We start from the raw sequence: 23340 nt of genomic DNA, 5'->3' as shown, positions 1-23340 counted from the left end.
AATTTTAAACAAAGGCGTAATTGCAAAATCCATGGAAAAATTGACCAAAAAAATAGTATTTATCACACTAGCACTTGCTTTAGCAGGTTGCTCATCTTCTGGCACCGACAATGACATTGATAAAGTACCAGACAAATCAGCGCAAGCTTTATTTGTCGATGCCCGAACAGCACTGGATAATGGTTTGTATCAAAAATCAATCCAAATCCTTAGTGCAATTGACTCTCGCTTTCCTTTTGGACCAATATCACATCAAGTTCAATTAGATTTAATTTATGCTTACTATAAAGTAGGCGACGCTGCTCAAGGTATTGCACTTACTGATCGATTTTTACGCCTAAATCCAGACAACCCGAATACAGATTATGTTTATTACATGCGTGCATTAATAAACTTATCAACAGAAGATAATTTGTTTCAAGATTTGGCAGGCATAGATCGTTCAGATAGAGATCCGACAGCAGCTCGTGAAGCTTTTGACGACTTCAAACGTATAATTACTCATTATCCTGATAGTAAATATGCCGCTGATTCTCAAAAAAGAATGATTGAAATTAAATCAAGGTTAGCTAAATATGAACTTGCGATTGCTAGATTTTACTTAGAACGAGAAGCTTATGCTTCAGCAGCAAACAGAGGTCGCTATATTGTTGAGTACTTTTCACCAAGTCCTGAGTTAGAGCCTGCATTAGAGATAATGATTGAATGTTACGATAAGTTAGGTCTAGATGATTTGAAAACTAATGCATTACAAGTATTAGCCGCTAATTATCCTAATAACTCAATGATTAGATAAACGCTACTAATTATCAAAAAAATACGAGTATCAAACACTATCGGCACTAAAGCTGATGAGTTCGATACTCGTAACTAGTAAACAATTAAATAAAACTATTAGAATTAACGATTACAAGGCTAATAACTAAATAGCTTCTTGGTTTTCTTCACCCGTTCTAATACGGATAACACGTGTTACATCGGTAATGAATATTTTACCATCACCAATTTTTCCTGTTTGCGCTGTTTCTAAAATAACATTTACGCAGCGTTCAAGATCTTCTTTTGCAATCACTATTTCTAATTTTACTTTAGGTAAAAAATCAACCATATACTCTGCACCGCGATAAAGCTCCGTATGCCCTTTTTGCCTACCAAAACCTTTCACTTCAGAGACTGTCATACCGGTAATACCTATCTCACCTAGCGCTTCTCTTACATCGTCTAACTTGAATGGCTTAATGATTGCTTCAATTTTTTTCATTATTTCTCTCTGTATAATGGATTTCCATATGACTTTCTGTAATATTACAACGCGTTTATTAGCAAATCACGCTTTTATTTTGCTAAACTGTTATTTAACACTAACTCTACTAAGTTATTCATCAATCAAGGATAATAAATTAAATAGAATTAGTATAATCAAGCTAATACTCTTACTTAAAGCAGGATAGTCCATGGATCAGCAAACCATAATAGATGAAATGAAAGTTTTACCTAAAATAGACGCTCACTTTGAAGTTCGTCGACGTATTGATTTTATAAAATCTACCTTAAAAAATTCAGGTTTAAAAACATTAGTACTGGGTATTAGTGGCGGAGTAGACTCTTCTACCTGTGGTCGTTTGGCGCAACTTGCCGTTTCTGAATTAAACGCAGAACAGAATAAAGATATCGCTGATCAGTTTCAATTTATTGCTGTAAGACTCCCTTATAATGTACAAGCAGATGAAGATGATGCACAAACAGCATTGAACTTTATCCAACCTAGCCATTGCTTAACCACCAATGTATTTGATGGTGTTAATGGAATACATCAAGAAGTTGTTTCTGCTCTGAATAATGCACAGCTATTAACTGCGTCAGAAAATCAGGTAGACTTCTCAAAAGGTAATGTAAAGGCACGAATCCGCATGGTATCTCAATACCATATCGCTGGAATTTTAGGTGCATTAGTATTAGGCACCGACCATAGTGCCGAAAATATTACGGGATTTTTTACTAAGTGGGGCGATGGTGCTTGCGATTTAGCTCCTTTATTTGGCCTTTCAAAACGCCAAGTAAGAATAATAGCCAAGCATTTAGGTGCACCTGATATTTTAGTTGAAAAGGCTCCGACAGCAGATTTAGAAGATTTAGATCCAGGAAAAACCGATGAAGATGCTTTAGGTATCAGCTATGATGAACTTGATGACTTTCTTGAGGGCAAGAATGTATCATCAGATATACAAGAACACATTATTAATATTTATAAAAAAACACAACATAAGCGCCAACCTATCCCAACCATTTATAGCTAGTACTTGTCACTGGAAAAATCCATTTTTTATAACTATACCTATATTATAGGGAAGTTATTAAAAATGGATTTTTTTTATGCTCAATCATAAGCCTTTTATTAATCTCAATTTATATATGAAAGGGGTTACGCTACTAGAATTAATCATCTCTGTGTCTATTACGGCAATTCTCGCGATCATAGTTATTCCAAACTTCAATGATTTCATTGTTAAAATGCGTGTTGACAATGAAATTTCTAAACTCCATCGCATGCTGATTATGGCAAGAAATACAGCGATTAACAGTGGACAAAATACAATACTTTGCCCATTAAATACAACTTCTCAATGTAGCGAACACTGGGGTAATGAGCTCAGCATTTTTATTGACAACAATAATAATAAAACATTTGATCCTGATGAAAAAATACTACAAATAAAAGAAGGGATTACAGTAGGAGATCAGCTTGTTTATGGCATAGGTAGAACAATGATCACATTTAAATCAACGGGGCAACTTAGTGGTCTTGCAAATGGTACGTTTCGATATTGTCCTAAGGATTATAAAGAACATTCAAGAGGTATTATTGTAGCTCGTTCAGGTAGAGTTTATCAATCAAGCGATCTTGATAATGATGGTGTTGATGAGAATAGAGGCAACACAGAAATTAGCTGCGAATAACTCTTTATTTCCTAAAAGGCGTTTACTAGCGAGTTAAGTAATAAAATGGTATAAATGTTATCAAGCTCAAATAGTCGTTAGTGAAGTACCATGCATAACATTAAAAGCACCTTATCAATTCCCACTTCTACCCGCCGCCATAAAAAAGGGTTCACCTTAATTGAACTAATGATTTCGATTGCGATTGTTGCGATATTATCAACGGTAGCTTTACCTAGTATGGGTGACTTTTTGGTAAAAATGCGTGTTGACAATGAAATAAATGAAGTACAACGACTATTACTCACCGCTAGAAATATGGCAATAAACACAGGAAAAAATACCACAATATGCCCCCTAACCTCTGGTGCTTGTACTAATAACTGGGGGAGTGAAATCAGTATTTTCACAAATGATGATAACAGTTTAGCAACAAATAATAACTTTGCTGCGCCTGATGAACTAATAAAAGTTAAAAACGAAATTAAGGCTGGTGATAAACTTCAATATACTGAAAATAGTATTATTTATACACCTGATGGCCGATTATTAACAAGCTCAACTAATTTTAAATATTGCCCAAAAGATAAAGCAGATCTATCTAGAGGGATTAGTGTCTCATTGTCAGGTCGAAGCTATAAAAGTTCAGATACTGATAACGACGGCAAAGATGAAGACAGCTCAGGTAATGATATTGTTTGTACTTAGCCTCTAAGGATGCAGCACTAATGTCTCAAAGCTAATGCCTAGAGCTAACACTGAATCCTAGTCAATCAATGTCAGTATTGAAAGAATATATTTATACTATTCACATTCATCTAAGCATATTGTTATCCATTGCTCTAGCAATTGGACTACTAAACTCATCTTTCGCTAAAATACACTGTTTAACTCTGTAAATAGTTCCTTTTTTCTTACTCGACTGACCACCGATAATATTAGCTTTATGACCAATAATAACGTCCGGTAGAGCAGCTAACGATGATGGTTCTATTTTCCAAAGGCTAATCGTTTCAGAGCCCCCAGCAAGCTCTACATAACATTTCACTTCTACCCGCATAGCGGTGGCTTCTTGCTCTTCAGCTTGTGCACTCATCACATTAACTAAACTAACAATGCCACTGACCAAAACGAAGACGATTAACTTTGAAGCTTTCATCTTGTTACTCCCAACACTCTTTAGGCGTTTTGGCACCTAAATAGTCAACTTTCAATGTTGTACAATCGGTATCTTTTACTTGGCTCTTTTTTGCAACAGCCTGTAAGGTGAAAGTAGTCGCTGTTGCGCCAGCAACAACACTAATTAAATAGTTGCCCGACTCCGTTGTATATTCATCAGTACTCATTCCTAAACCTTTCATATTGCTGGCATAAGATCTAGTATCAACAAAGACTTGTTCTTGTAAATTGGCTAAGCGCATTAGCTCACGTTGCCCTTCAGACCGATTAGAGCGAAGCACAAAATCAGTATAAGAAGGGTAAGCAACACTCGCTAGGATTCCAATAATAGCCACGGTAATCAGTAGCTCAATTAAGGTAAAGCCTAATGTCTTAGTACTCATTTTTTTCTGCATATTCTTTAGGCTTGGCTGTACCATGTTTATTGATCCTCTGTAATATAAAGATAAGTTCGCATTGTTTGTAAATTGAAACCTATATCAACAATTCGTCTTCCAACAATTAAATTTCCTGTTGTTCCCGCGGTTGCATCATCAGGGTCATTAGGAATCACAATTAATGTCGGAGCCCCCAAAAACTGTTCACTAATAAAACTTATTCTATCTTCTCTATTTTTAGAATCTTTCTCAGCCCACTTGAACTTTGAAATCCCCAAAGCAAGATCTACCCCATACAACCAACCTTGACCACTAGGAAGCTCACAATCTATTTGTTCATCGGCTAAATTAGGTGGAGAGAACGTTGTAAAATAAACGGTATTATTGATTACAATTGCACTTGCTGTACTTTTTTCACCAGAGAGTTCTAAATCAAAGTACCAACCTGACTTATTACTTACGGCTACCGATAATGCTTGTCTACCAGTATCACTAACAGTCTCAAAAGGGTTATCAGTAAAGTCATAAAGGTCATCTATGGCTATTACATCAGGTATTGATGTCCCACTATCACCAAAGTTCTGAGTGATAATGTTTTTATCTTTAATCATAAAGAAAACATCACTGGTATCAGTTCCTAATGGATTAGATTTGTCACCGCTACCAAGTAAAATAGCATCGTAAGGTATTTCTTGATGAACAGTAACGGTAGAAGTACTTTGATCTTCAGCTTTAACCTCTGATTCTATTGTTTCAGTAATGAAAGTACGAACTATGGCTGGTTCATTAAAAAATCGCCTATCCGTTGAGTTAGTATCACCACCTAAGGTGGCTAATTCAAACACCGAAATATCAGTTACGCTATTACTTGGCATATCAACTCGCCAAACACTGCCTCCGGTATCACCTACATACAATCTATCAACCAAACCATCGCCATCACTATCTAACGTAGCAATACTGGAAGGAATGCTATCTTGACCAGTAAATTCTGTGGTTGCATTATCTTCAGCCATGCTCCATTTCAAGTTACCTGTTTCAGCATCTACCATATAAACTGCACGCCCAACATTATCTTCGCTGCCCACCCCGCTATTATCTTTTGATGGGTCATAGCCACCACCAAAAAACAGCACTGGTTTAGCGGTATCACCACTAAGGTTTAACTTAGAGTAGCCTAACTTAGCTTGCGACCATGTTTGCCCTAACTCTGTAAAACCGGTTGTGCCACCTTCGATACGCCACATTAACCGAGGTGAACTAGGATTACTTATATCAATAGCGTAATAAGAAGAACCTCCTCGGCGTAAGCCAAAGAAGATCCATACTCTATCTCCCGATTCAATAATCCCATCACCGTCTTTATCGTCAATATAGGAAGTAATCTTCCCATCGACACCGTAAACTTTATCATCACTAGTTGAATTATTGCGCAAGGTTTTAATATTAGGAAAAAACTCTTTGGGCATAAAGGCCCATGTTTCATCGACGTTATCGCCAGTATCCTCAAACATGTGCAAAGCACCTGAGTTAGTCCCAATAAGTATATGTATTTTGTTACCGTAGTTGATAACTAAAGGATTCGAATGAAGCGGATCACCAAAAACATCACTACGCATATCGGTTTTATCGCCATCTTTGTCCTCATCATCAACATCGATACCTAAATTCCAATTGAAATAATCATCAGACTCTAAAACATCAACACCAAGAAAATCTGCATAATCCTGCTCTGTGCCAAAATGGCTTAACTTATTGGTAGCGGTTAGTTCCACTAGCGCATTGGAAACACCAATATCACTATAGACTAATCGATCAGTTTTATTACGTAACATCTCTGCTACGCCCCCCTCACCTACTTGAGCTCCATCTCTACTGTCTGACCAATAACTTGTCACGTTAGAAGAGAAGTGCCCTGTAGAGTCGTCAATAGCTACATTGCCACTTTTACCTACTTGTACTCCCCCTTCAACCTTATATTTTTTCAGATTCCCTTGCCATCTTGGCCCTCTATCAGGTTGAAACATCGCATAATAAACAGAGTCTAGTGTTTCGGTACGATCAAAGTTATTCGCGGCAACTGAAGCTGATGTTAAGCTGTTATTGCTCGGCTCTAAATTAGCTAATACATTAGTTAATGCTGCAGTTAAACTCGCAGTATCCTGTGCCGGAAAATATTTTCCCCCACCGAGATTGGCTGTTTCTCTTAAAAGAGGTTCAGCCGCTTCCGCGCCTTGGCTAAAACCTATGGTGTATGTGGTTACAGTTTGTTTACCATCAACAGTTGCATTGACATCATTATTATTCATCCAACCTGCAAGAGCAGCTAGATAATTACCATCAAATTCCGACATGGGATAACTATCAGCAGTACCTAGTGCTTTCACTTCATCATTTGCTGCAGTATCAAGTGTTGGTGCTCCATCGGTAATAAGAATAACGTAGGCTTTATCACTACAAGAAGTAAAAGGAGATTTATAAATTTTACTGCTTGTTTCTATAGTAGTATCCCGAGGGGGGGTGTTCGCAGTATAAGAAGAACGATTACTATCGTTATCACCATAATAAACACTTTTACCGCCAAAATAACGTGATGCTTCATATAAAGTCTCACACAAAGGCGTATTATTTTCTGGATCAAGTTGATTGTTGATGATATCGAGTAAAGTTGTTCGACTTGAAACAGTAGAGGTTTGGATGCCGAAAACTATACGTCCACCATCTCGGGAGTTTTCTTTTGTGGCATTATGATTAAAAACTTGTAAGCCAAAATCAACATTTGGAGAAGAGTTAATCAAGTTGGTAACACTTTCTTGCGCTATTGCAATACGCTCTTTTCTACTTGTTGCTATCTCATCACTATGGTACCAGCGTAAATAATTATCGCTATACAAGGTTACTAGTGAGCCAGACCATTCAATATTGCTATCACCAACATTTGCTGTATAAAAGATAGGATTAGTTGAATCACCTTCACCATCAATAGGAAAACCTGACGGTAATGCTGTTGTCGCACTACCTCTTAAGTAATTCTTATTGTTATTATTTATCGCTTCTACATCATCTTCACAATCAGTAATAACAATGCCAGTACCGTCAGTCTCATTTAGCTCACTCCAACGACCTGAGTTCCCTTGAAACTGATACTCTCTAACGTGGCCAGTATAATAACCATATTCATCAATAATATCTTGCGCCACTTTACAATTACTAATGCTCAGAGGAAATTTTCGTTTTTCATTACTATCATCTGCTATTGGCATATCGTCAATATCAGTTTGACCTTTACTATAGTAAATGTAACTACCTGATATTTTTGTATAACCACTAACAGCAGGGTAATTTATATTCGGATCGTACGAGTTTTTTACCAATTCACGCGTGCTCATACTGCCTGAATTATCAAAAATAATTAGAACTTGAGGTCGTTTTTTCGTTTCTTTGACGCTATCACTTATATAAAGCTCTATATCTTCACTAAAAGAAAAATTAGTAATTAAAAGTAAGAGTACTGCCACTATAAATTTTTTCATCTTTCTTCCTTAAGCAATAAGAAATACACCATCTTTAAAACGGTAACTGCATCTATCTTAAAAGCTGTTGCGCTATGCCTGAGTTAACGTTAACTACACTAGTATTATTACGGCCATATTTCCTATTTACTTGAACCTTTAGCATGTTACAAGTAAACACTTGCGTTGAAGAAGCTAATTTAGAGTTAGGACAATCAGCTTCAAGCATATATTTGTTATTGGTAATATCAAGCTCTGGAGGATCAAACTTTTCTGAATCCCATAATGTTGGCATTTCTGCTTCTATCTGTTTTACTTTTTGTACATTGTCATCTTCATCTTTAAAGGTAGCAAGAGACGCGGCAAATTCATTTGTTGACCCCGGCGATACTTGATTAAAAATAATTTCATCTATCGCACTGATTGCTTCCTGAACAGCAACAACTTTTTCTTCACTAGCACCTGACATTTTCATATCAGTTGTCGTATTTTGCATTAAGGCAGCAGCTACAGCTGTTAATGCAACAAGAAAAACTAAAGAGACAATTAACACCACACCTTGTTGTTTTCTCGCGTTACCATATTTATTTATTCTATCTATATTATGCATATAAATGACCTACTTAAATTATTTTTGTTGTCACTATAGGTTAATTCAGTTGTGGAAAATTACCATATATCCATACCAGCGTTATACAAAGTTACTGTTGAGCTAAAAAGCAAGCGACGATAATTATCATTAACAGTATAAGTAAGGTTACCTAATTTATAAGTATTTGTATTAGTATATTTTTTATCTTCTAGAATACTACGTGCCAAAACATATACTTTAACTGATATTATGCGACTTGCGGCATTATTCCATAGTTCGTCCGTCATACTCGTTGCTGGAATGTAAGCATTAACAATACCATATCCTGGATCTGTCGGATCGGTTTCCATATCGACTCCATATTCAAAGCGAACTAGTTCAATACCATCAATAATAGGAGCAAAAGACAGAGTATTTGCTAATCTCCCTTGCATTAACACAGGTACAGTATTACTACCGTGGGTTTCTTCTCTAACATAATAAATATGATGCTGATATTCCCAAACTTGAGAGCCTTCTATATTAGGAACAATACCAGCCGAAAAGATAACACCAGTATTCATATTACTTACAAAATAATAATTACCAGCAGGTGCTACATCCCCAGCAGTTAACGCTAATGGTGTCGATACAACACGTTTAAGCTGTAATATATCAGAGCCTATTTTGGCATCCTCTCGGCATCCCGATAATATTTTTGCACTCGTTGCCGTTTCTCCCCAAAGCGTTCTAAAGTGCCCGACAGCTAAAGGAAATGTACCATTATTTATACCTCCTCCTACACACTCTCCTACGGGAGCAGCTAACGTAGAGCTAATACGAGAAAGGTCAACAAAGCCGATATAATCCCCCCAAAAATCTTGCCTCAATAAATCATCAGTTAACACACTAATTGCAAAGCGGCCATTTTCTTGTAACTCACCATAACTTGATGTTTCACTCGTTGTGGTTCTCATTCCAACAAATACACTTAAAACGCCCGCAAAAATAACTAAACCAATAATTAAAGCAACAAACACTTCAACCAAACTAAAACCAGACTGATATTTCCTTCCTAGTTTAGCCATTTGATTTACGCTAAGACCTTGTTTGTTTTTTTTGATTTTCATTTACTAATGTCTCAACTTTAAACTTATTTGTTATTAACAATTATTATAGCTAGCTATATGATAAAAGCATCTACCACGACTTGACGACGAGCACTATCATTTGCACTACCACACGCTTCAGCATTGGCAGAATCTATAGTTTCAATTTTACCTTGCCATGTGATCACAACTTTAACGGAGTTTCCTACCACAGTGATGCAACCAATTCCTCCAACTAATCCACCAACCTTATTCGTAGCCTTGAGCGCATTAGCCCCCATTAATGCTTGCTCCCAACCAAAAAGATCATGAGTAACCATTTCCGCTGGACTGCATAACGAGGCAGGCGAATTACACGTTGGTGAAGAGGTGATTTTACCAGAGCCGTAAGGGCTATTGGCGGCATATAACGATAAAGCACTACTATTATTGCCTCTAATTCTTTCAATAATATCTTGTGCTAAGCTAGAGGCTAATGAACGCTGCATAGCATCAAAGCTTGATTTCTTAGCTGTCGCTTGCATAGCAACGGCCCCGAGAATACCGGTAACCATAATAACTAAGGCAACTAAAACTTCGATAAAAGTCATACCTTTATTCTTACTTTTTTTACTATAACGATATTTATCATTGATTCGTTGTGGCATCGACTTTCTCTTTATATGTTAGCTTCATATTGTCGGGTATAAAAAGTATATGACAGCAAAACTGTAATAAAACAGATTTGAAAAAAGTGCTTTTCAGTTGGGGGGATGTGAAAAAGTTCTTTTAGTAAAATATATTTTTAACTTTGTTAACCTTCTATTTTATAGAAGTATTATTAAAGTAATTACTTTTAAAAGACAGTACTTAACTCTAAGGTTATACAATTTTTTAAGATAAAAACAGTTAATCTTAGTTTTTAATAGCTAAAGGGGATTTAGATATTCAATTTTGTTAAAAAATTTTTACTATGAACAACACTAACCCTTATACTTTTATTATTTATATAAGCTTATTAACAATACATAAATAATATATCTTGTATATTATAGTGGTTGCTATATTCAAATTAACTTAAATATAGCAACCGCATTACAATGGTTAAATTATAATCAAACCAAGATTAACGTAATTCTACAGGTACTGCAAATACAATATTCTCTTTACGCCCAGGAAATTCTTTAACTTCATGACCACCCAAGCTTTTTAGTGCATCAATAACTTGTGTAACGAGTATAGCTGGTGCAGAAGCGCCGGCAGTAACACCGATAGAATTAACGCCATCGAGCCATGATGTTGCAATATCATCCGCAGTATCGATTAAATAAGACGTCGTTCCCATTTTCTCAGAAACTTCTCTTAAACGATTGGAGTTAGAGCTGTTTTTAGCACCCACGACTAATAGTAAGTCAACTTGATCTGCAATAGCACGCACCGCATCTTGGCGGTTTTGTGTTGCATAACAAATATCATCCTTACGAGGCCCTTCAATCAGTGGAAATCTTTCTCTTAATGCATCAATTACAGCTGAAGTATCATCTACTGATAAAGTGGTTTGGCTACAGTAGTATAACTTTTCAGGATTTTTTACTTCGAGTTTTAATACATCTTCTGTCGATTCAACAAGGTATATGCCTGCAGTTTCGCTATCATATTGTCCCATAGTCCCCTCAACTTCAGGGTGACCTTGATGACCAATCAGTACACACTCAATATTTTTTCTACTTACACGTGATACTTCCATATGCACTTTAGTGACTAATGGACAAGTGGCATCAAACACTTTTAAGTCACGTGATTTAGCCTCTTTACGAACAGCCTTTGAAACACCGTGAGCACTAAAAATAACAGTGTTATCATCAGGGACTTCATGAATTTCATCAATAAAAATAGCCCCTCGATTTTTAAGACCATCAACGACAAATTTATTATGTACAACCTCGTGGCGAACATAAATAGGTGCACCAAATAAATCTAACGCTCGATCAACAATGCTAATAGCACGGTCTACGCCGGCACAAAAGCCACGGGGATTTGCTAAAATAATTTTCATACAATTCTCTGTCCGTTGGAATACCAACTTATTATAGTATTTCAACCAAATCAATAACAAAGGTGACTGGCTGACCAGCTAATGGATGATTAAAATCAATAGTAACTGAGCTGCCATTAACTTCTTTAATCATGCCTGGTAATTCACCACCGGGCTGAGAAAAAGTAATGATATTACCAACTTTCGCAGGTACTTCAGCAGAAAACTTATCAATATCCATATAATGAATATTATCAGGATTCGTTTCACCAAAAGCATCAACAGCTTCAAGCGTAAATTCTTTACTACTGCCTACTGACATGCCTAATAATTGTGCTTCAAAAGCCGCAGAAATACTCTGGTCTCCCATAATAATTTTAGCCGGCTTATTGTTTACTTTTGTGCTATCAGCAGCTGAACCATCACTCAATTTCATAGTGATATGTACTAAAATACTAGAGTCAGCTTGAATTATTTTTTCAATTGTCATTATTTATCTTCTATTAAGTCTTTGTCGGAGAATATTTCAAGCTATGCTGAATCTTCATTTTTTGTAAAAAATGAGTCAAGAATCATTAACGCTGCGCCAATAAATATCATAGAATCGGCAAAGTTAAAAGCGGGAAAATGATACCCTGACCAATGAAAATCTAAAAAGTCGATAACATAACCAAACAGAGCTCTATCGATAAGGTTTCCTACAGCACCACTTAACATTAACGCGAAAGCGATACTTAAAATAGTGTGTGATTTAGGCGTTTTAGCAAGCCAGATTATAAATACTAAACTAGCAATAGCGGCAATAACCGTAAAAAACCACCGTTGCCAACCGCCCTGATTTGCCAAAAAGCTAAAAGCTGCACCAGGGTTGTGAACATAGGTCAGGTTGAAAAATGGTAATATATTTACTGATTCATAAAGATTAAATGAGCCTACTACTAATTGTTTAGACACTTGATCTAATACTAAACAAAGTAGCGTTAGCCAAAGCCAACGCAAACCTGAATTGTTGAAAGCGGAAATAATATTATGCATATTTTCTAACTTCACCTGCGCCATCAACATTAGTCACACAACGCTGACAAAGTTCAGGATGAGCATCATTTACACCAACATCTTCAGTAACATGCCAACAACGATCACATTTACTGCCTTCAGCTGCTGCTACCGATAACCATAAACCTTCAACGTCAGTTGAATTAGCGCCTTCAGGTACCTGACTAGCATCGGTGACGACATCAACATTAACTTTTGAGGTAATTAACACAAAACGTAACTCTTCACCAAGCTTAGTAAGCTTTTCAGCTAAATCAGCCGTCGCATATAACGTTACTTGTGCTTCTAATGCTTTACCTACAATTTTCTCTTTACGGGCCAGCTCTAATGCGCGATTAACTTCTGAACGAACAAGTAATAATTCACTCCAAAAATCGTTTCCTAACGCCATATCTGTTGGCATAGTTTCTAAACCGTCAAACCAAACACCTGTAAAAACGAATTCATCACGTTTACCACTAACTGGCGTTGGTAGTGCTTGCCAAATTTCTTGTGCGGTAAACGATAAAATAGGTGCCATCCAAGCTGTCATAGCTTCAGCAATTAAATACATTGCTGTTTGACATGAGCGACGTGCATTTGAATCAGCTTTAGCTGTATATTGTCTATCTTTGATGATGTCTAAGTAGAACCCGCCCAACTCATTAGTACAAAAGTTCATAATTTTGTGCGCAACTATATGAAATTCATATTCATTGTATGCATTAATAATTTCTGTCTGTAAATGAGCAGCTTTATCTACAACCCAGCGATCTAACGCAACCATATCTTCAAAAGCCACAGAATGCTGTGCTGGTTCAAAACCATTTAAGTTAGACAATAGAAAACGTGATGTATTACGAATACGACGATATGCGTCCGCTTGACGTTTGAATATTTCATCGCCCGCAGTAATTTCTTGCGTGTAATTTACTGATGCTGTCCATAAACGTAAAATATCTGCACCTAATGTATTAGTAATCTCTTTTGGTGTAATGACATTTCCTAACGACTTAGACATTTTATGACCGTTAGCATCAACTACAAATCCGTGTGTAAGTACTTGTTTATACGGAGCCTTTCCATTCATTGCTACTGAAGAAATCATTGATGACATAAACCAACCACGATGTTGGTCAGAGCCTTCAAGGTATAAATCAGCAATACCGTCAAACTCTTCACGAGCATTAACGACAGAGAAATGAGTAGTGCCTGAGTCAAACCATACATCTAAGGTGTCTGGTACTTTGATGTATTCTTGAGCGTCATTACCAATAAGCTCTTCAGCTTCTAAGTCAAACCATGCTTGAATACCTTTTTCTTCCACACGTTTTGCAACGGTTTCAATTAATTCAATACTACGAGGATGTAACGCGCCGGTATCTTGATGAATAAATAATGCCATCGGCACACCCCACGTACGTTGACGCGAAATACACCAATCTGGACGACCTTCAACCATAGACTCAATACGACGTTGACCCCAATCAGGAATCCATTGTGTTTTTTCAATTTCTTTAAGTGAATCTTGACGTAAACCTTTTTTATCCATGCTGATAAACCATTGTGGTGTTGCACGGAAAATTAGTGGTGTTTTGTGACGCCAGCAATGTGGATAAGAATGCTCTAACGCATGGTGATGCACTAATGTGCCATGTTCTTTCAACGTTTCAACAACATTCGCATTCGCTTTAAATACATGCTGCCCAGCAAATAATGGCGTATCTTCTAAGTAAACACCGTTTGCTCCTACAGGATTTGCCACTTCTAAGTTGTACAGCTTGCCAACAACAAAATCTTCTACACCATGACCTGGTGCCGTATGAACACAACCGGTACCTGAATCAGTAGTAACATGTTCACCTAAAACAACAGGAACAGTAAAATCATAAAATGGATGTTTAAGTTGCACTAACTCTAGTTCAGCACCTTTACAGAAACCCAACGCATGATATTTATCAATACCAAAACGCTCCATACAAGCATTTACAAGGTCTGAAGCTAAAATAAAGCGCTCTTTTCCTTGCTCAGTTTCACATTGTACTAAAGTATATTCAACATCAGTATGCACAGCAACCGCACGGTTAGCCGGTAAGGTCCAAGGTGTTGTTGTCCAGATAACAACCGAAATAGTGCCTTCGCCTTGCTCTGATGATTCATCAGTTTGCTTAAATTTATCAGCAATACTTTGATCTACCGCGGTAAATTTCACATCAATTGCTGGTGATTGTTTATCTTTATATTCTACTTCGGCTTCTGCCAGAGATGATCCACAATCCGTACACCAATGCACTGGTTTAAAGCCTTGATGTAAATGTCCATTTTCAGCAATTTTGCCTAATGAGCGAATAATATTCGCTTCAGTGTCAAAGTCCATTGTACGATAAGGTTTGTCCCAATCAGCAAACACACCCAAGCGTTTAAAATCTTCGCGTTGAGCACTCACCTGTTTAGCAGCATATTCACGACATTTTTCACGAAAGACACTAGCAGAAACTTTATGACCAGGTTTACCTACTTTTTTCTCAACCATCAGTTCAATTGGTAAACCATGGCAATCCCAACCAGGCACATAAGGTGCATTGAAATCAGATAATGTTTTTGATTTAACAATAATATCTTTAAGAATTTTGTTTACGGAGTGACCAATATGAATATCACCATTGGCATACGGAGGGCCATCATGCAAAATGAATGATTTCTTACCTTTTTTTGCTGCACGAATTTTTCCGTACAAGTCTTTCTCAGCCCACTCTTTGAGCATATTAGGTTCACGGTTTGCCATATTGCCTTTCATTGCAAAAGTCGTTGCAGGCAAATTCAAGGTTTGTTTGTAATCACTCATTTAAATCATTATCCGATTATTAATTTTTTAAATTGTCAGGCACATATGCCTAACCTACATTATTTATTTTTCAAACACATCTTTCGCTTGTTCACTATCTAACTTAATTTGCGCTGTTAACGCAGCTAAGTTTTCAAACTTCATCACTTGACGAAGTTTTTTTATAATTATTACTTCAATGCACTGACCATAAATGTCATCGCTAAAATCAAAAATATGTACTTCTAACTGTTCTCGAATACCATTAACCGTCGGTCTAGCACCAATATTAGCGACACCATTAAAAAGACCACCAAGAGTTTTGATCTTTACCGCAAAAACACCAGTTAGAGGCGAATTATGCCTTTTTAGTAAAACATTTGCTGTAGGAAAACCTAATTGTCTGCCACGTTTATCACCGTGAAAGACTTTACCTATAATTGAATATGGTCTCCCCAGCATATTTTCAACGTTAGCAAGGTCATCTTTATCTAATGCAGCTCTAATCGCTGTACTGCTAACTCGGCAGTTTTCCATTTTACAACTAGCGGTGTCTGTGACTTCAAAACCAAATTTTTTGCCCGCCTGCGCCAACATTGAAAAATCACCAATACGATCTTTACCAAAGTGGAAGTCATCACCGACAATTAAATGTTTTATGCCTAATTTTTCAACCAATAAGTGCTCAATAAACTGCTCTGCACTTTGGTTAGCAAATTTCATAGTAAAGTTAACACAAATAAGGCGTTGTACACCTAATTTTGATAATAATGAATATTTATCTCTTAATCGGCACAACCTTGCTGGCGCTTTATCTTGAGCAAACACTTCTTGAGGCTGTGGTTCAAATACCAAAACAGCCGCAACACAGTTAAGGGCTTTAGCTCTAGCAACTAATGCTGAAATAACGCGTTGGTGACCTTTATGAACACCATCAAAATTACCTATAGTTAATACACAACCATGATCACTTGGTTGAATATTATGTATACCGCGAACTAACTGCATTATTCTTGACTTCACCTTTAAGGAACAAAAAAAAACAGTACCAATTAATACCTATATAAAGATTAAAACACAAAGCAATGCTCCGTTATAGGCATGATAAAACATAGAATGTAATAACAGGCCTGAAGTCTTAAATAAAAACCTTTATATCGACTGTTTATAAAAATAAATCGCCGAATTATATATTAAAGTGTGATAATAATCAGTAGCTAGCCTGCTTTATTTTTACACTTTTATGTTACGTATAATTTAACTTCAAGTTAACTTTCTACTTTAAAGTCTTTAAAACGAACACCTAACACAAAAATCATAATAAAGTAGCTTAAACAACCAACACTGATACAAAGCACTAGTTGTGTAACTTGTTCAAAAAAGGTCATATTAAGCCACACCTCAAAATCATTTGATAACTGATGAACAACTAACGCCATAACACTTGCTGCGAAAATTAATTTCCCCATAAATATTTTAGTGCTTTTTGCTAAATGATAAATTTTAGCTTGCTTCAAACCTCGGTACAACATCCAAGCATTGAGTGTTGCAGACAAGGTTGTTGCGATAGCCAAACCAACAAAACCAAAAAATGGCGCTAGCATCAGGTTAAAAGCCATATTGGCTACCATCGCTTTTATTCCTATTTTTACCGGTGTTTTAGTATCTTGCCTAGCATAATATCCTGGCGCTAATACTTTAATAAACATAAAACTCAATAAACCAGAAAGGTAGGCAAATAAAGCCATAGAAACTTGTAAAACATCTGCTTGACTAAATTCGCCTCGCATGAAAAGCACCATAATTATCGGTTGTGCCAATACCATTAAACCAGCCAAAGCAGGCCAGCCAAAAAAGCTTATTACCTTAATCCCCCAGTCTAACGTAGCACTAAACTGCTTAGGGTCATTATTGCTATGAAGTTTTGATAAGCTTGGCAATACAACCGTGGCAATACCAATGCCAAACAAACCTAATGGAAATTCTAATAATCTATCAGCATAATATAACCAACTAATAGAGCCGGTTATCAAAAAACTAGCAATTAACGTATCAAGTAATAAATTAATTTGCGTAACAGAAACGCCAAATAATGCCGGAACAATCAGCTTTCTAATTTTAGTAACACCTTTGCTATGCCATGACCAACAAGGCTTTACTAAAACGCCTGCTTTATACAAAAAAGGAATTTGAAATAAAAATTGAATTAAGCCTCCAATAAATACTCCCCAAGCTAGTGCATAAGCGGGACTGTCTGTATATTCAGCACCATATATTGCCATTAAAATAATAACAATATTGAGTAAAACCGGTGTAAATGCTGCAACAGCAAACTTACCCATAGTATTTAAAACAGCGCCAGCAAGTGCAGTAAAACTAATAAACCATAAATAAGGGAATGTTACTTTTAATAAACTGGCTGCTAATTCAAATTTCTCACCGCCGACACTCTCTGGTCCACTATTTAACCATTCAATAAACCAACCGCCACCAAATAAAACAACAAATAAAGGAGAAGCTAACATACCGAACAAGGTCACTAAGGTAATTATCACGCCTAAAGTACCCGAAACTTGTGCTATTAAGCGTCGTGTTTCATCAAGAGAAACTTTGGCATTCATCAGGGCGTTATTGGTATTCTGTCGCAGTGAATTTTTTTCATCTTGAGAGTGATATTCACTTAAGACAGGAACAAAAGCTTGTGCAAAAGCACCCTCTGCAAAAAGACGCCTAAAAAAGTTAGGTATTTTATTGGCGAATAAAAAAACATCCGCCATCGCTCCTGCTCCCATTAAGTTAGCAATAACAACATCTCGAACTAGACCTAGAACACGTGAAACCAAGGTCATAAAACTGACAATAGCCCCTGATTTAATTAACTTTTTACTCAAAAACAAAACCCTTATAATACATAACAAACGCCCACTTTTATTGTTCGGTTAAGCAGTAAAAATAACGTGCAACCTAAACAACAAAATAAGTAACTAAAAATAATTACTATTATGTGATGATTTTACCCATTTAAACAATGTATACTTAGCATTGTTCACAACATATTTGGTTAACTGCTTGTTTAATTTTTAACGGGTAACAAAACCAACAATATTCTTTGTAATTGCACTTTTACTATTTTTTAAAAAAATTATTGATTATTTTATTAAGTAGGCAATTAAACATTTGACAATCAGCTAAAAAACAGGCATATTTCGTCGCCTTAAATTTAAGCTTATATATTACATACTTTAGGAGTCACCTTGGCTAACTCAAAGCAAGCTAAGAAGCGCGCAGTACAATCTGAAAAGCGCCGTCAAAATAATGCAAGTCGTCGTTCAATGATGCGTACTTTACTTAAAAAAGTAAACACAGCTATTGAATCTGGTGACAAAGAAGTAGCAACGAAAGAACTAGCTGCTGCAACACCAATTTTAGATCGTTATGCATCTAAAGGTCTTATTCATAAAAACAAAGCAGCTCGTAGTAAGAGCCGTTTGAATGCTGCAGTTAAAGCTTTATAATATTTTATAAGTAATGCGCATTATTTTATGAAAAATTATTACCTTAGAATTGATTTAGTAGATCATTTATAAGGTAAACGTAAAAAACCGACTTTTTTGTCGGTTTTTTTATGCCAAAAATCCATATACTCCCTAACTTTACACACTAATTGTATTTAATTTCGCTGTTCTCTTGCACTTTGAGTCTATTTTTTTTAGTCTCTTTGCCAACTAAGATGCTAACTCACCATTGAGAACGATAATGACTTTGCTAAAAAAATCACACTTAACAACAAAATTCACCAAAATTGCTGCGATAGTGATAGTGACTCTTACATCACTAAGCGCTTGTAATAGTGAATCGAATACATCTAACACTGTAGTAAATGAAACAGCTCCGCAATTATTGCCTGGATTTGAAGATCGTTTAGATATTTACAAAGAAGTCACACTTTCTGCTGATTTAAGTCACCTATCTGATAACCAAAAAAAAATGTTAGCTTTATTAATTGATGCTTCTAAAATTATGGATGATCTATTTTGGCAACAAGCTTTTTCACAAGATAAAAATGCCTTTCTTGCTTCAATTAAGAATGAAAAAGTTCGTCGTTTCGCCGAAATAAATTACGGTCCTTGGGATAGATTAGATGGAGATAAGGTTTTTTTAACACAAAATGATGCTAAAGCTGAGGGTGCAGAGTTTTACCCAAAAAATATGACTAAAGCCGAATTTGAAAAAGCAACGTTAGCTAAAAAAGATGGCTTATATTCTATTATTGATCGTGATGATAGCGGAAATTTACTTACAGTGGCTTACTCAGAAATGTATAGTGATGAGATTATTCGTGCAGCAGCAATTTTAGAAAAAGCTGCCACTTTAGCTGATGATAAAGAGTTTGCAAATTATCTTACAATGCGAGCAGAGGCGCTGAGAACTGATGAATATCAGGCTTCAAACTTTGCTTGGATGGATATGAAAAACAACCCGATAGATGTTGTTATTGGGCCAATCGAAACTTACGAAGACCAATTATACGGTTACCGTGCGGCATTTGAATCATATGTATTAATTAAAGATTTAACATGGAGCGAAAAGCTCGCTAAATATGCACAATATTTACCTGAACTACAAAAAGAGTTACCCGTATCAAATGAGTTTAAAGCCGAAGTACCTGGCTCTGATGCTGATTTAAATGCTTACGATGTAATATATTATGCTGGTCATTCAAACGCTGGTAGCAAAACCATCGCAATTAATTTACCTAATGACGAACAAGTTCAGCTGAAAAAAGGAACTCGTCGTTTACAGCTTAAAAATGCGATGCGTGCTAAGTTTGATACTATTATGCTCCCAATCGCTGACACCTTAATTGTACCTGAGCAACGTAAAAATGTTACTTTCACAGGCTTCTTTGCTAACACCATGTTTCATGAAGTTGCTCATGGTTTAGGTATCAAAAATACCATCAACGACAAAGGTACTGTACGCCAATCATTAAAAGAACATGCTAGTGCATTAGAAGAAGGTAAAGCAGATATTTTAGGCTTATACATGATACGCCAGCTGTTAGATAAAGGCGTTATTACCGAAGGTAAGCTTGAAGAGTACTACACAACCTTTATGGCTGGCATATTTCGCTCAGTTCGCTTTGGCGCAAGTTCAGCACACGGCAAGGCAAACATGGTTCGCTTTAACTACTTCCAAGAGCAAGGCGCTTTCAGTCGTAATGAACAAGGGTTATATAGCGTGAACATAGATAAAATGAGCGATGCGATTAACTCTTTATCTGAGCTTATTTTAACTTTGCAAGGCACAGGTGATTACAAAGGTGTTGAACAATTAGTTGCGACTAAGGGGGTTATTAGTGAAACATTAGCGGCCGATTTAGCTCGCTTAGAAAGTGCTAAAATCCCTGTTGATATAGTCTTTAAACAAGGTAAAAAAGTACTGGGTTTATAGTAATTTTCTTTAGTTAACAGTATAAATGTTGGCCTAATATTAACACCTAAAAATATTAGGCCAGCACCATTCAATAATTTATAGGTAAATACCTAATGGCTGTACTTTTGCAGTTTTACCTAAGGTAATAATTTGAATACTAGTTTTTTCTTTAACCATTCACTAAAGATCCATTATTTAATACATAGACTTTTTTAGCCATATTGATCGTTTCTTCTCTGTGAGCGATCATAATTCGAGTCACAGATAAATGCTGAATTTGTTCACTAATTTTAGCTTCATTCTCTTTATCCAAATGGCTCGTTGCTTCGTCCATAAATAAAACACATGGAGATTGATAAAGCGCACGAGCAAGCAATAAACGCTGAATTTGGCCACCAGATAAATTAGACCCCATATCACCAACCAAAGAATTATATCCCATAGTCATTTTATTAATATCTTCATGGATAGCAGCTAAGTGAGCACACTGTTCAATTTTTAAATAATTTGGCTGCGGATCAAAAAAACTAATATTATCAGCTATAGAGCCAGCAAGAAGTGTATCGTCCTGCATCACTGCCGCTATTTTTTTACGGTAGTTTTTAAGGCCTACTTGGGTAATGTCTTTACCATCAAGGTAAACCTTACCAGAGGTAGGTTGCAATAAACCTAACATAATTTTCATTAACGTAGTTTTACCTGCCCCTGATGGGCCTGTAATAGCAATAGAATCACCCGCATCAAGGGTTAAGTTAACTTTATTCAAAATAGGTGTTTGATCATCGCTGTAACTAAAACAGATATTTTCAAGCGTTAATTGGCCTTTTGGCTCTTGACCTCCACTATTTGAAAAAGTAGCTCCACCTTCTCGATTAGTCTCTTGCTCTGTTAACGCAATATCAGCAATACGATCAAGGTGTAAACGCATCATTTTAAATTGAATAATTTGCTCGATAAGATTAGCAAATCGTTGTGTTAATTGACCTTTATAAGCAATAAAGGCTAAGAGCATACCCACTGACAAGCTATTCGCCATTACCATAAGAGCAGCAAAATAGATTACCAATACATTTTCTAAACCAAATAAAAGCTTATTAAACGACTCAAAACTAATATTTAAACGTCCTAAACGGATTTCACTATTAATCACTTCAGCATAACGGTTTTGCCAAACACCTTGCCGTTGTGACTCATTACCAAACAACTTAATGGTTTGCATGCCACGAATATTCTCTAAAAAGTTTGATTGCTCCTTTGCTGAATTTTGAATCATCTCTTCAGTAGCCTGATGCAATGGACGATACAATGCTAAACGCACTATGGTATATAATGCTATTGCAGCAAGAACTACTGCAGTCAGTTTCAATGAATAAAACGCCATCATGATCAGTACGGTGATAGCCATCACACCATCGACAAGTGTTTCAACAAAACCTGTGGTAATACGCTCACGAATTTGAGCTAATGAACCAAAACGAGACACTATGTCACCAATATGACGTGACTCAAAATAATTCATTGGTAAACGTAGCAAATGCCTAAGGAGGTTTACCCCCATTTGCATATTAAGCAAGCTTGAAAGTCGTAATATTAACCAACTACGTACGGCATTGGTTATTACAGAAATAACAGTAATTAACGCAAAGCCAATAGCCAATACAGTCAGTAATGGTTCATCAAAGCTTATTAATACTTCATCAACCACCCATTGCATATAATAAGGCGTCATTAAGGCAAATAATTGCAGAACAAGCGATAAAGCAATCAGCTTAATAAGCCCTGCTTTTAAACCTGACATTGAACTCCACAACTGGGTGAACTTCATTTGCGCTTGCTCTTCTTTTACTTCGAATTTACTGGTGGGAGTCAACTCCAAACAAATACCGGTAAAGTGTTTGCTAAATTCTTCTGTATTTAATGTACGTTTTCCAACTGCGGGATCGTTTATATAAAATTTAGCGCCTTTCGTTGGGTGAGAGCCTTTACCAGAAACTTTGGTCAACACCACAAAATGATTTAAATCCCAATGTAAAATACAAGGGGTTGCTAATTTATGCACTTCATCAATAGGGCATTGTAAGGCACGACTAGCTAACCCTAGACTATCAGCTAATTCGATAAGCTGTTGAAGGTTCATGCCCTTTAAATTAGCAGAAAATCGCTTTCGCATCGCTGGCATATCAAGTTGATGACCGTGATAACAAGCTATCATCGCAATTGAGGCAAGGGCGCACTCTGCTATTTCTGCTTGTAAAATCAGAGGAACTGATTTTGTAATAGAGAAATCTAATTTACGTTCCATAATTGCTACCGACAACAACACAAAGCTTGATTTAAAGGAGTAAA

20 protein-coding genes are annotated in these 23340 nt (G+C 36.3%); 6 read left to right on the top strand and 14 right to left on the bottom strand.

Annotated elements, in window-relative coordinates; genetic code table 11:
- Positions 1-31: 31 nt before the first annotated feature.
- The gene (locus tag Q4503_RS09605) at positions 32-796 is read left to right on the top strand and encodes an outer membrane protein assembly factor BamD (protein WP_303602128.1); all 765 of its coding nucleotides are present in this window, start codon (positions 32-34) and stop codon (positions 794-796) included.
- A gap of 126 nt (positions 797-922) precedes the next feature.
- Here the strand turns inward: Q4503_RS09605 and glnB are convergent, their stop codons facing one another.
- Positions 923-1261, bottom strand: coding sequence for a nitrogen regulatory protein P-II (gene glnB, locus Q4503_RS09600; RefSeq protein WP_215973429.1), 339 nt, complete (start codon positions 1259-1261; stop codon positions 923-925).
- A 193-nt stretch (positions 1262-1454) separates the two neighbouring features.
- On the opposite strand from glnB, the gene nadE reads away from it, so the two are divergent.
- The 3 genes from nadE to Q4503_RS09585 all read left to right on the top strand — a co-directional run bounded on the left by nadE (position 1455) and on the right by Q4503_RS09585 (position 3645).
- Positions 1455-2297 (top strand): ammonia-dependent NAD(+) synthetase, encoded by an 843-nt coding sequence (gene nadE, locus Q4503_RS09595; RefSeq protein ID WP_215973428.1) that lies wholly within the window; start codon positions 1455-1457, stop codon positions 2295-2297.
- 76 nt (positions 2298-2373) lie between these two features.
- Positions 2374-2958 (top strand): GspH/FimT family pseudopilin, encoded by a 585-nt coding sequence (locus tag Q4503_RS09590; RefSeq protein WP_303602127.1) that lies wholly within the window; start codon positions 2374-2376, stop codon positions 2956-2958.
- Between the two features lie 90 nt (positions 2959-3048).
- A complete protein-coding gene (locus Q4503_RS09585; RefSeq protein ID WP_303602126.1) occupies positions 3049-3645 on the top strand; it encodes a GspH/FimT family pseudopilin in 597 nt (198 codons plus the stop codon).
- A 106-nt stretch (positions 3646-3751) separates the two neighbouring features.
- Here Q4503_RS09585 and Q4503_RS09580 read toward each other — a convergent pair whose 3' ends face one another.
- The 12 genes from Q4503_RS09580 to murJ form a co-directional block, all read right to left on the bottom strand.
- On the bottom strand, positions 3752-4096 hold the full coding sequence (locus tag Q4503_RS09580) for a hypothetical protein (RefSeq protein WP_215973425.1): 345 nt from the start codon (positions 4094-4096) through the stop codon (positions 3752-3754).
- Positions 4097-4100: 4 nt separating this feature from the next.
- A complete protein-coding gene (locus Q4503_RS09575; RefSeq protein ID WP_215973424.1) occupies positions 4101-4499 on the bottom strand; it encodes a type IV pilin protein in 399 nt (132 codons plus the stop codon).
- A 38-nt stretch (positions 4500-4537) separates the two neighbouring features.
- On the bottom strand, positions 4538-8026 hold the full coding sequence (locus Q4503_RS09570) for a pilus assembly protein (protein WP_303602125.1): 3489 nt from the start codon (positions 8024-8026) through the stop codon (positions 4538-4540).
- A gap of 52 nt (positions 8027-8078) precedes the next feature.
- Positions 8079-8615 (bottom strand): PilX N-terminal domain-containing pilus assembly protein, encoded by a 537-nt coding sequence (locus Q4503_RS09565; RefSeq protein ID WP_215973422.1) that lies wholly within the window; start codon positions 8613-8615, stop codon positions 8079-8081.
- 59 nt (positions 8616-8674) lie between these two features.
- Entirely contained in the window at positions 8675-9706 is a 1032-nt protein-coding gene (locus Q4503_RS09560) for a PilW family protein (RefSeq protein ID WP_303602124.1), read from the bottom strand.
- A 53-nt stretch (positions 9707-9759) separates the two neighbouring features.
- Positions 9760-10332 (bottom strand): type IV pilus modification protein PilV, encoded by a 573-nt coding sequence (gene pilV / locus Q4503_RS09555; RefSeq protein ID WP_303602123.1) that lies wholly within the window; start codon positions 10330-10332, stop codon positions 9760-9762.
- A gap of 458 nt (positions 10333-10790) precedes the next feature.
- A complete protein-coding gene (ispH, locus tag Q4503_RS09550; RefSeq protein ID WP_215973420.1) occupies positions 10791-11720 on the bottom strand; it encodes a 4-hydroxy-3-methylbut-2-enyl diphosphate reductase in 930 nt (309 codons plus the stop codon).
- A 31-nt stretch (positions 11721-11751) separates the two neighbouring features.
- The gene (gene fkpB / locus Q4503_RS09545) at positions 11752-12189 is read right to left on the bottom strand and encodes an FKBP-type peptidyl-prolyl cis-trans isomerase (RefSeq protein WP_215973419.1); all 438 of its coding nucleotides are present in this window, start codon (positions 12187-12189) and stop codon (positions 11752-11754) included.
- Between the two features lie 41 nt (positions 12190-12230).
- Entirely contained in the window at positions 12231-12725 is a 495-nt protein-coding gene (gene lspA / locus Q4503_RS09540) for a signal peptidase II (protein WP_215973479.1), read from the bottom strand.
- A 1-nt stretch (position 12726) separates the two neighbouring features.
- Entirely contained in the window at positions 12727-15579 is a 2853-nt protein-coding gene (gene ileS / locus Q4503_RS09535; protein ID WP_303602122.1) for an isoleucine--tRNA ligase, read from the bottom strand.
- 63 nt (positions 15580-15642) lie between these two features.
- Complete coding sequence (gene ribF, locus Q4503_RS09530; protein WP_303602121.1) at positions 15643-16566, bottom strand: bifunctional riboflavin kinase/FAD synthetase; 924 nt, start codon at positions 16564-16566, stop codon at positions 15643-15645.
- Between the two features lie 260 nt (positions 16567-16826).
- Positions 16827-18449 (bottom strand): murein biosynthesis integral membrane protein MurJ, encoded by a 1623-nt coding sequence (gene murJ, locus Q4503_RS09525; RefSeq protein WP_303602120.1) that lies wholly within the window; start codon positions 18447-18449, stop codon positions 16827-16829.
- 363 nt (positions 18450-18812) lie between these two features.
- Here murJ and rpsT point away from each other — a divergent pair, with 363 nt between their 5' ends.
- Positions 18813-19073, top strand: a complete 261-nt coding sequence (gene rpsT, locus Q4503_RS09520; RefSeq protein WP_215973415.1) for a 30S ribosomal protein S20 — start codon at positions 18813-18815, stop codon at positions 19071-19073.
- A 241-nt stretch (positions 19074-19314) separates the two neighbouring features.
- Positions 19315-21012, top strand: coding sequence for a Zn-dependent hydrolase (locus tag Q4503_RS09515; RefSeq protein WP_303602119.1), 1698 nt, complete (start codon positions 19315-19317; stop codon positions 21010-21012).
- 151 nt (positions 21013-21163) lie between these two features.
- Here the strand turns inward: Q4503_RS09515 and Q4503_RS09510 are convergent, their stop codons facing one another.
- Positions 21164-23296, bottom strand: coding sequence for a peptidase domain-containing ABC transporter (locus Q4503_RS09510; RefSeq protein WP_303602118.1), 2133 nt, complete (start codon positions 23294-23296; stop codon positions 21164-21166).
- Positions 23297-23340 lie beyond the last annotated feature (44 nt).

The sequence above is a fragment of the Colwellia sp. 6_MG-2023 genome (assembly GCF_030547765.1).
Taxonomy (GTDB): Bacteria; Pseudomonadota; Gammaproteobacteria; order Enterobacterales; family Alteromonadaceae; genus Colwellia.
The sequence above is the reverse complement of the archived record's forward strand: the minus strand, read 5'-3'. Positions and strand labels throughout refer to the sequence as shown.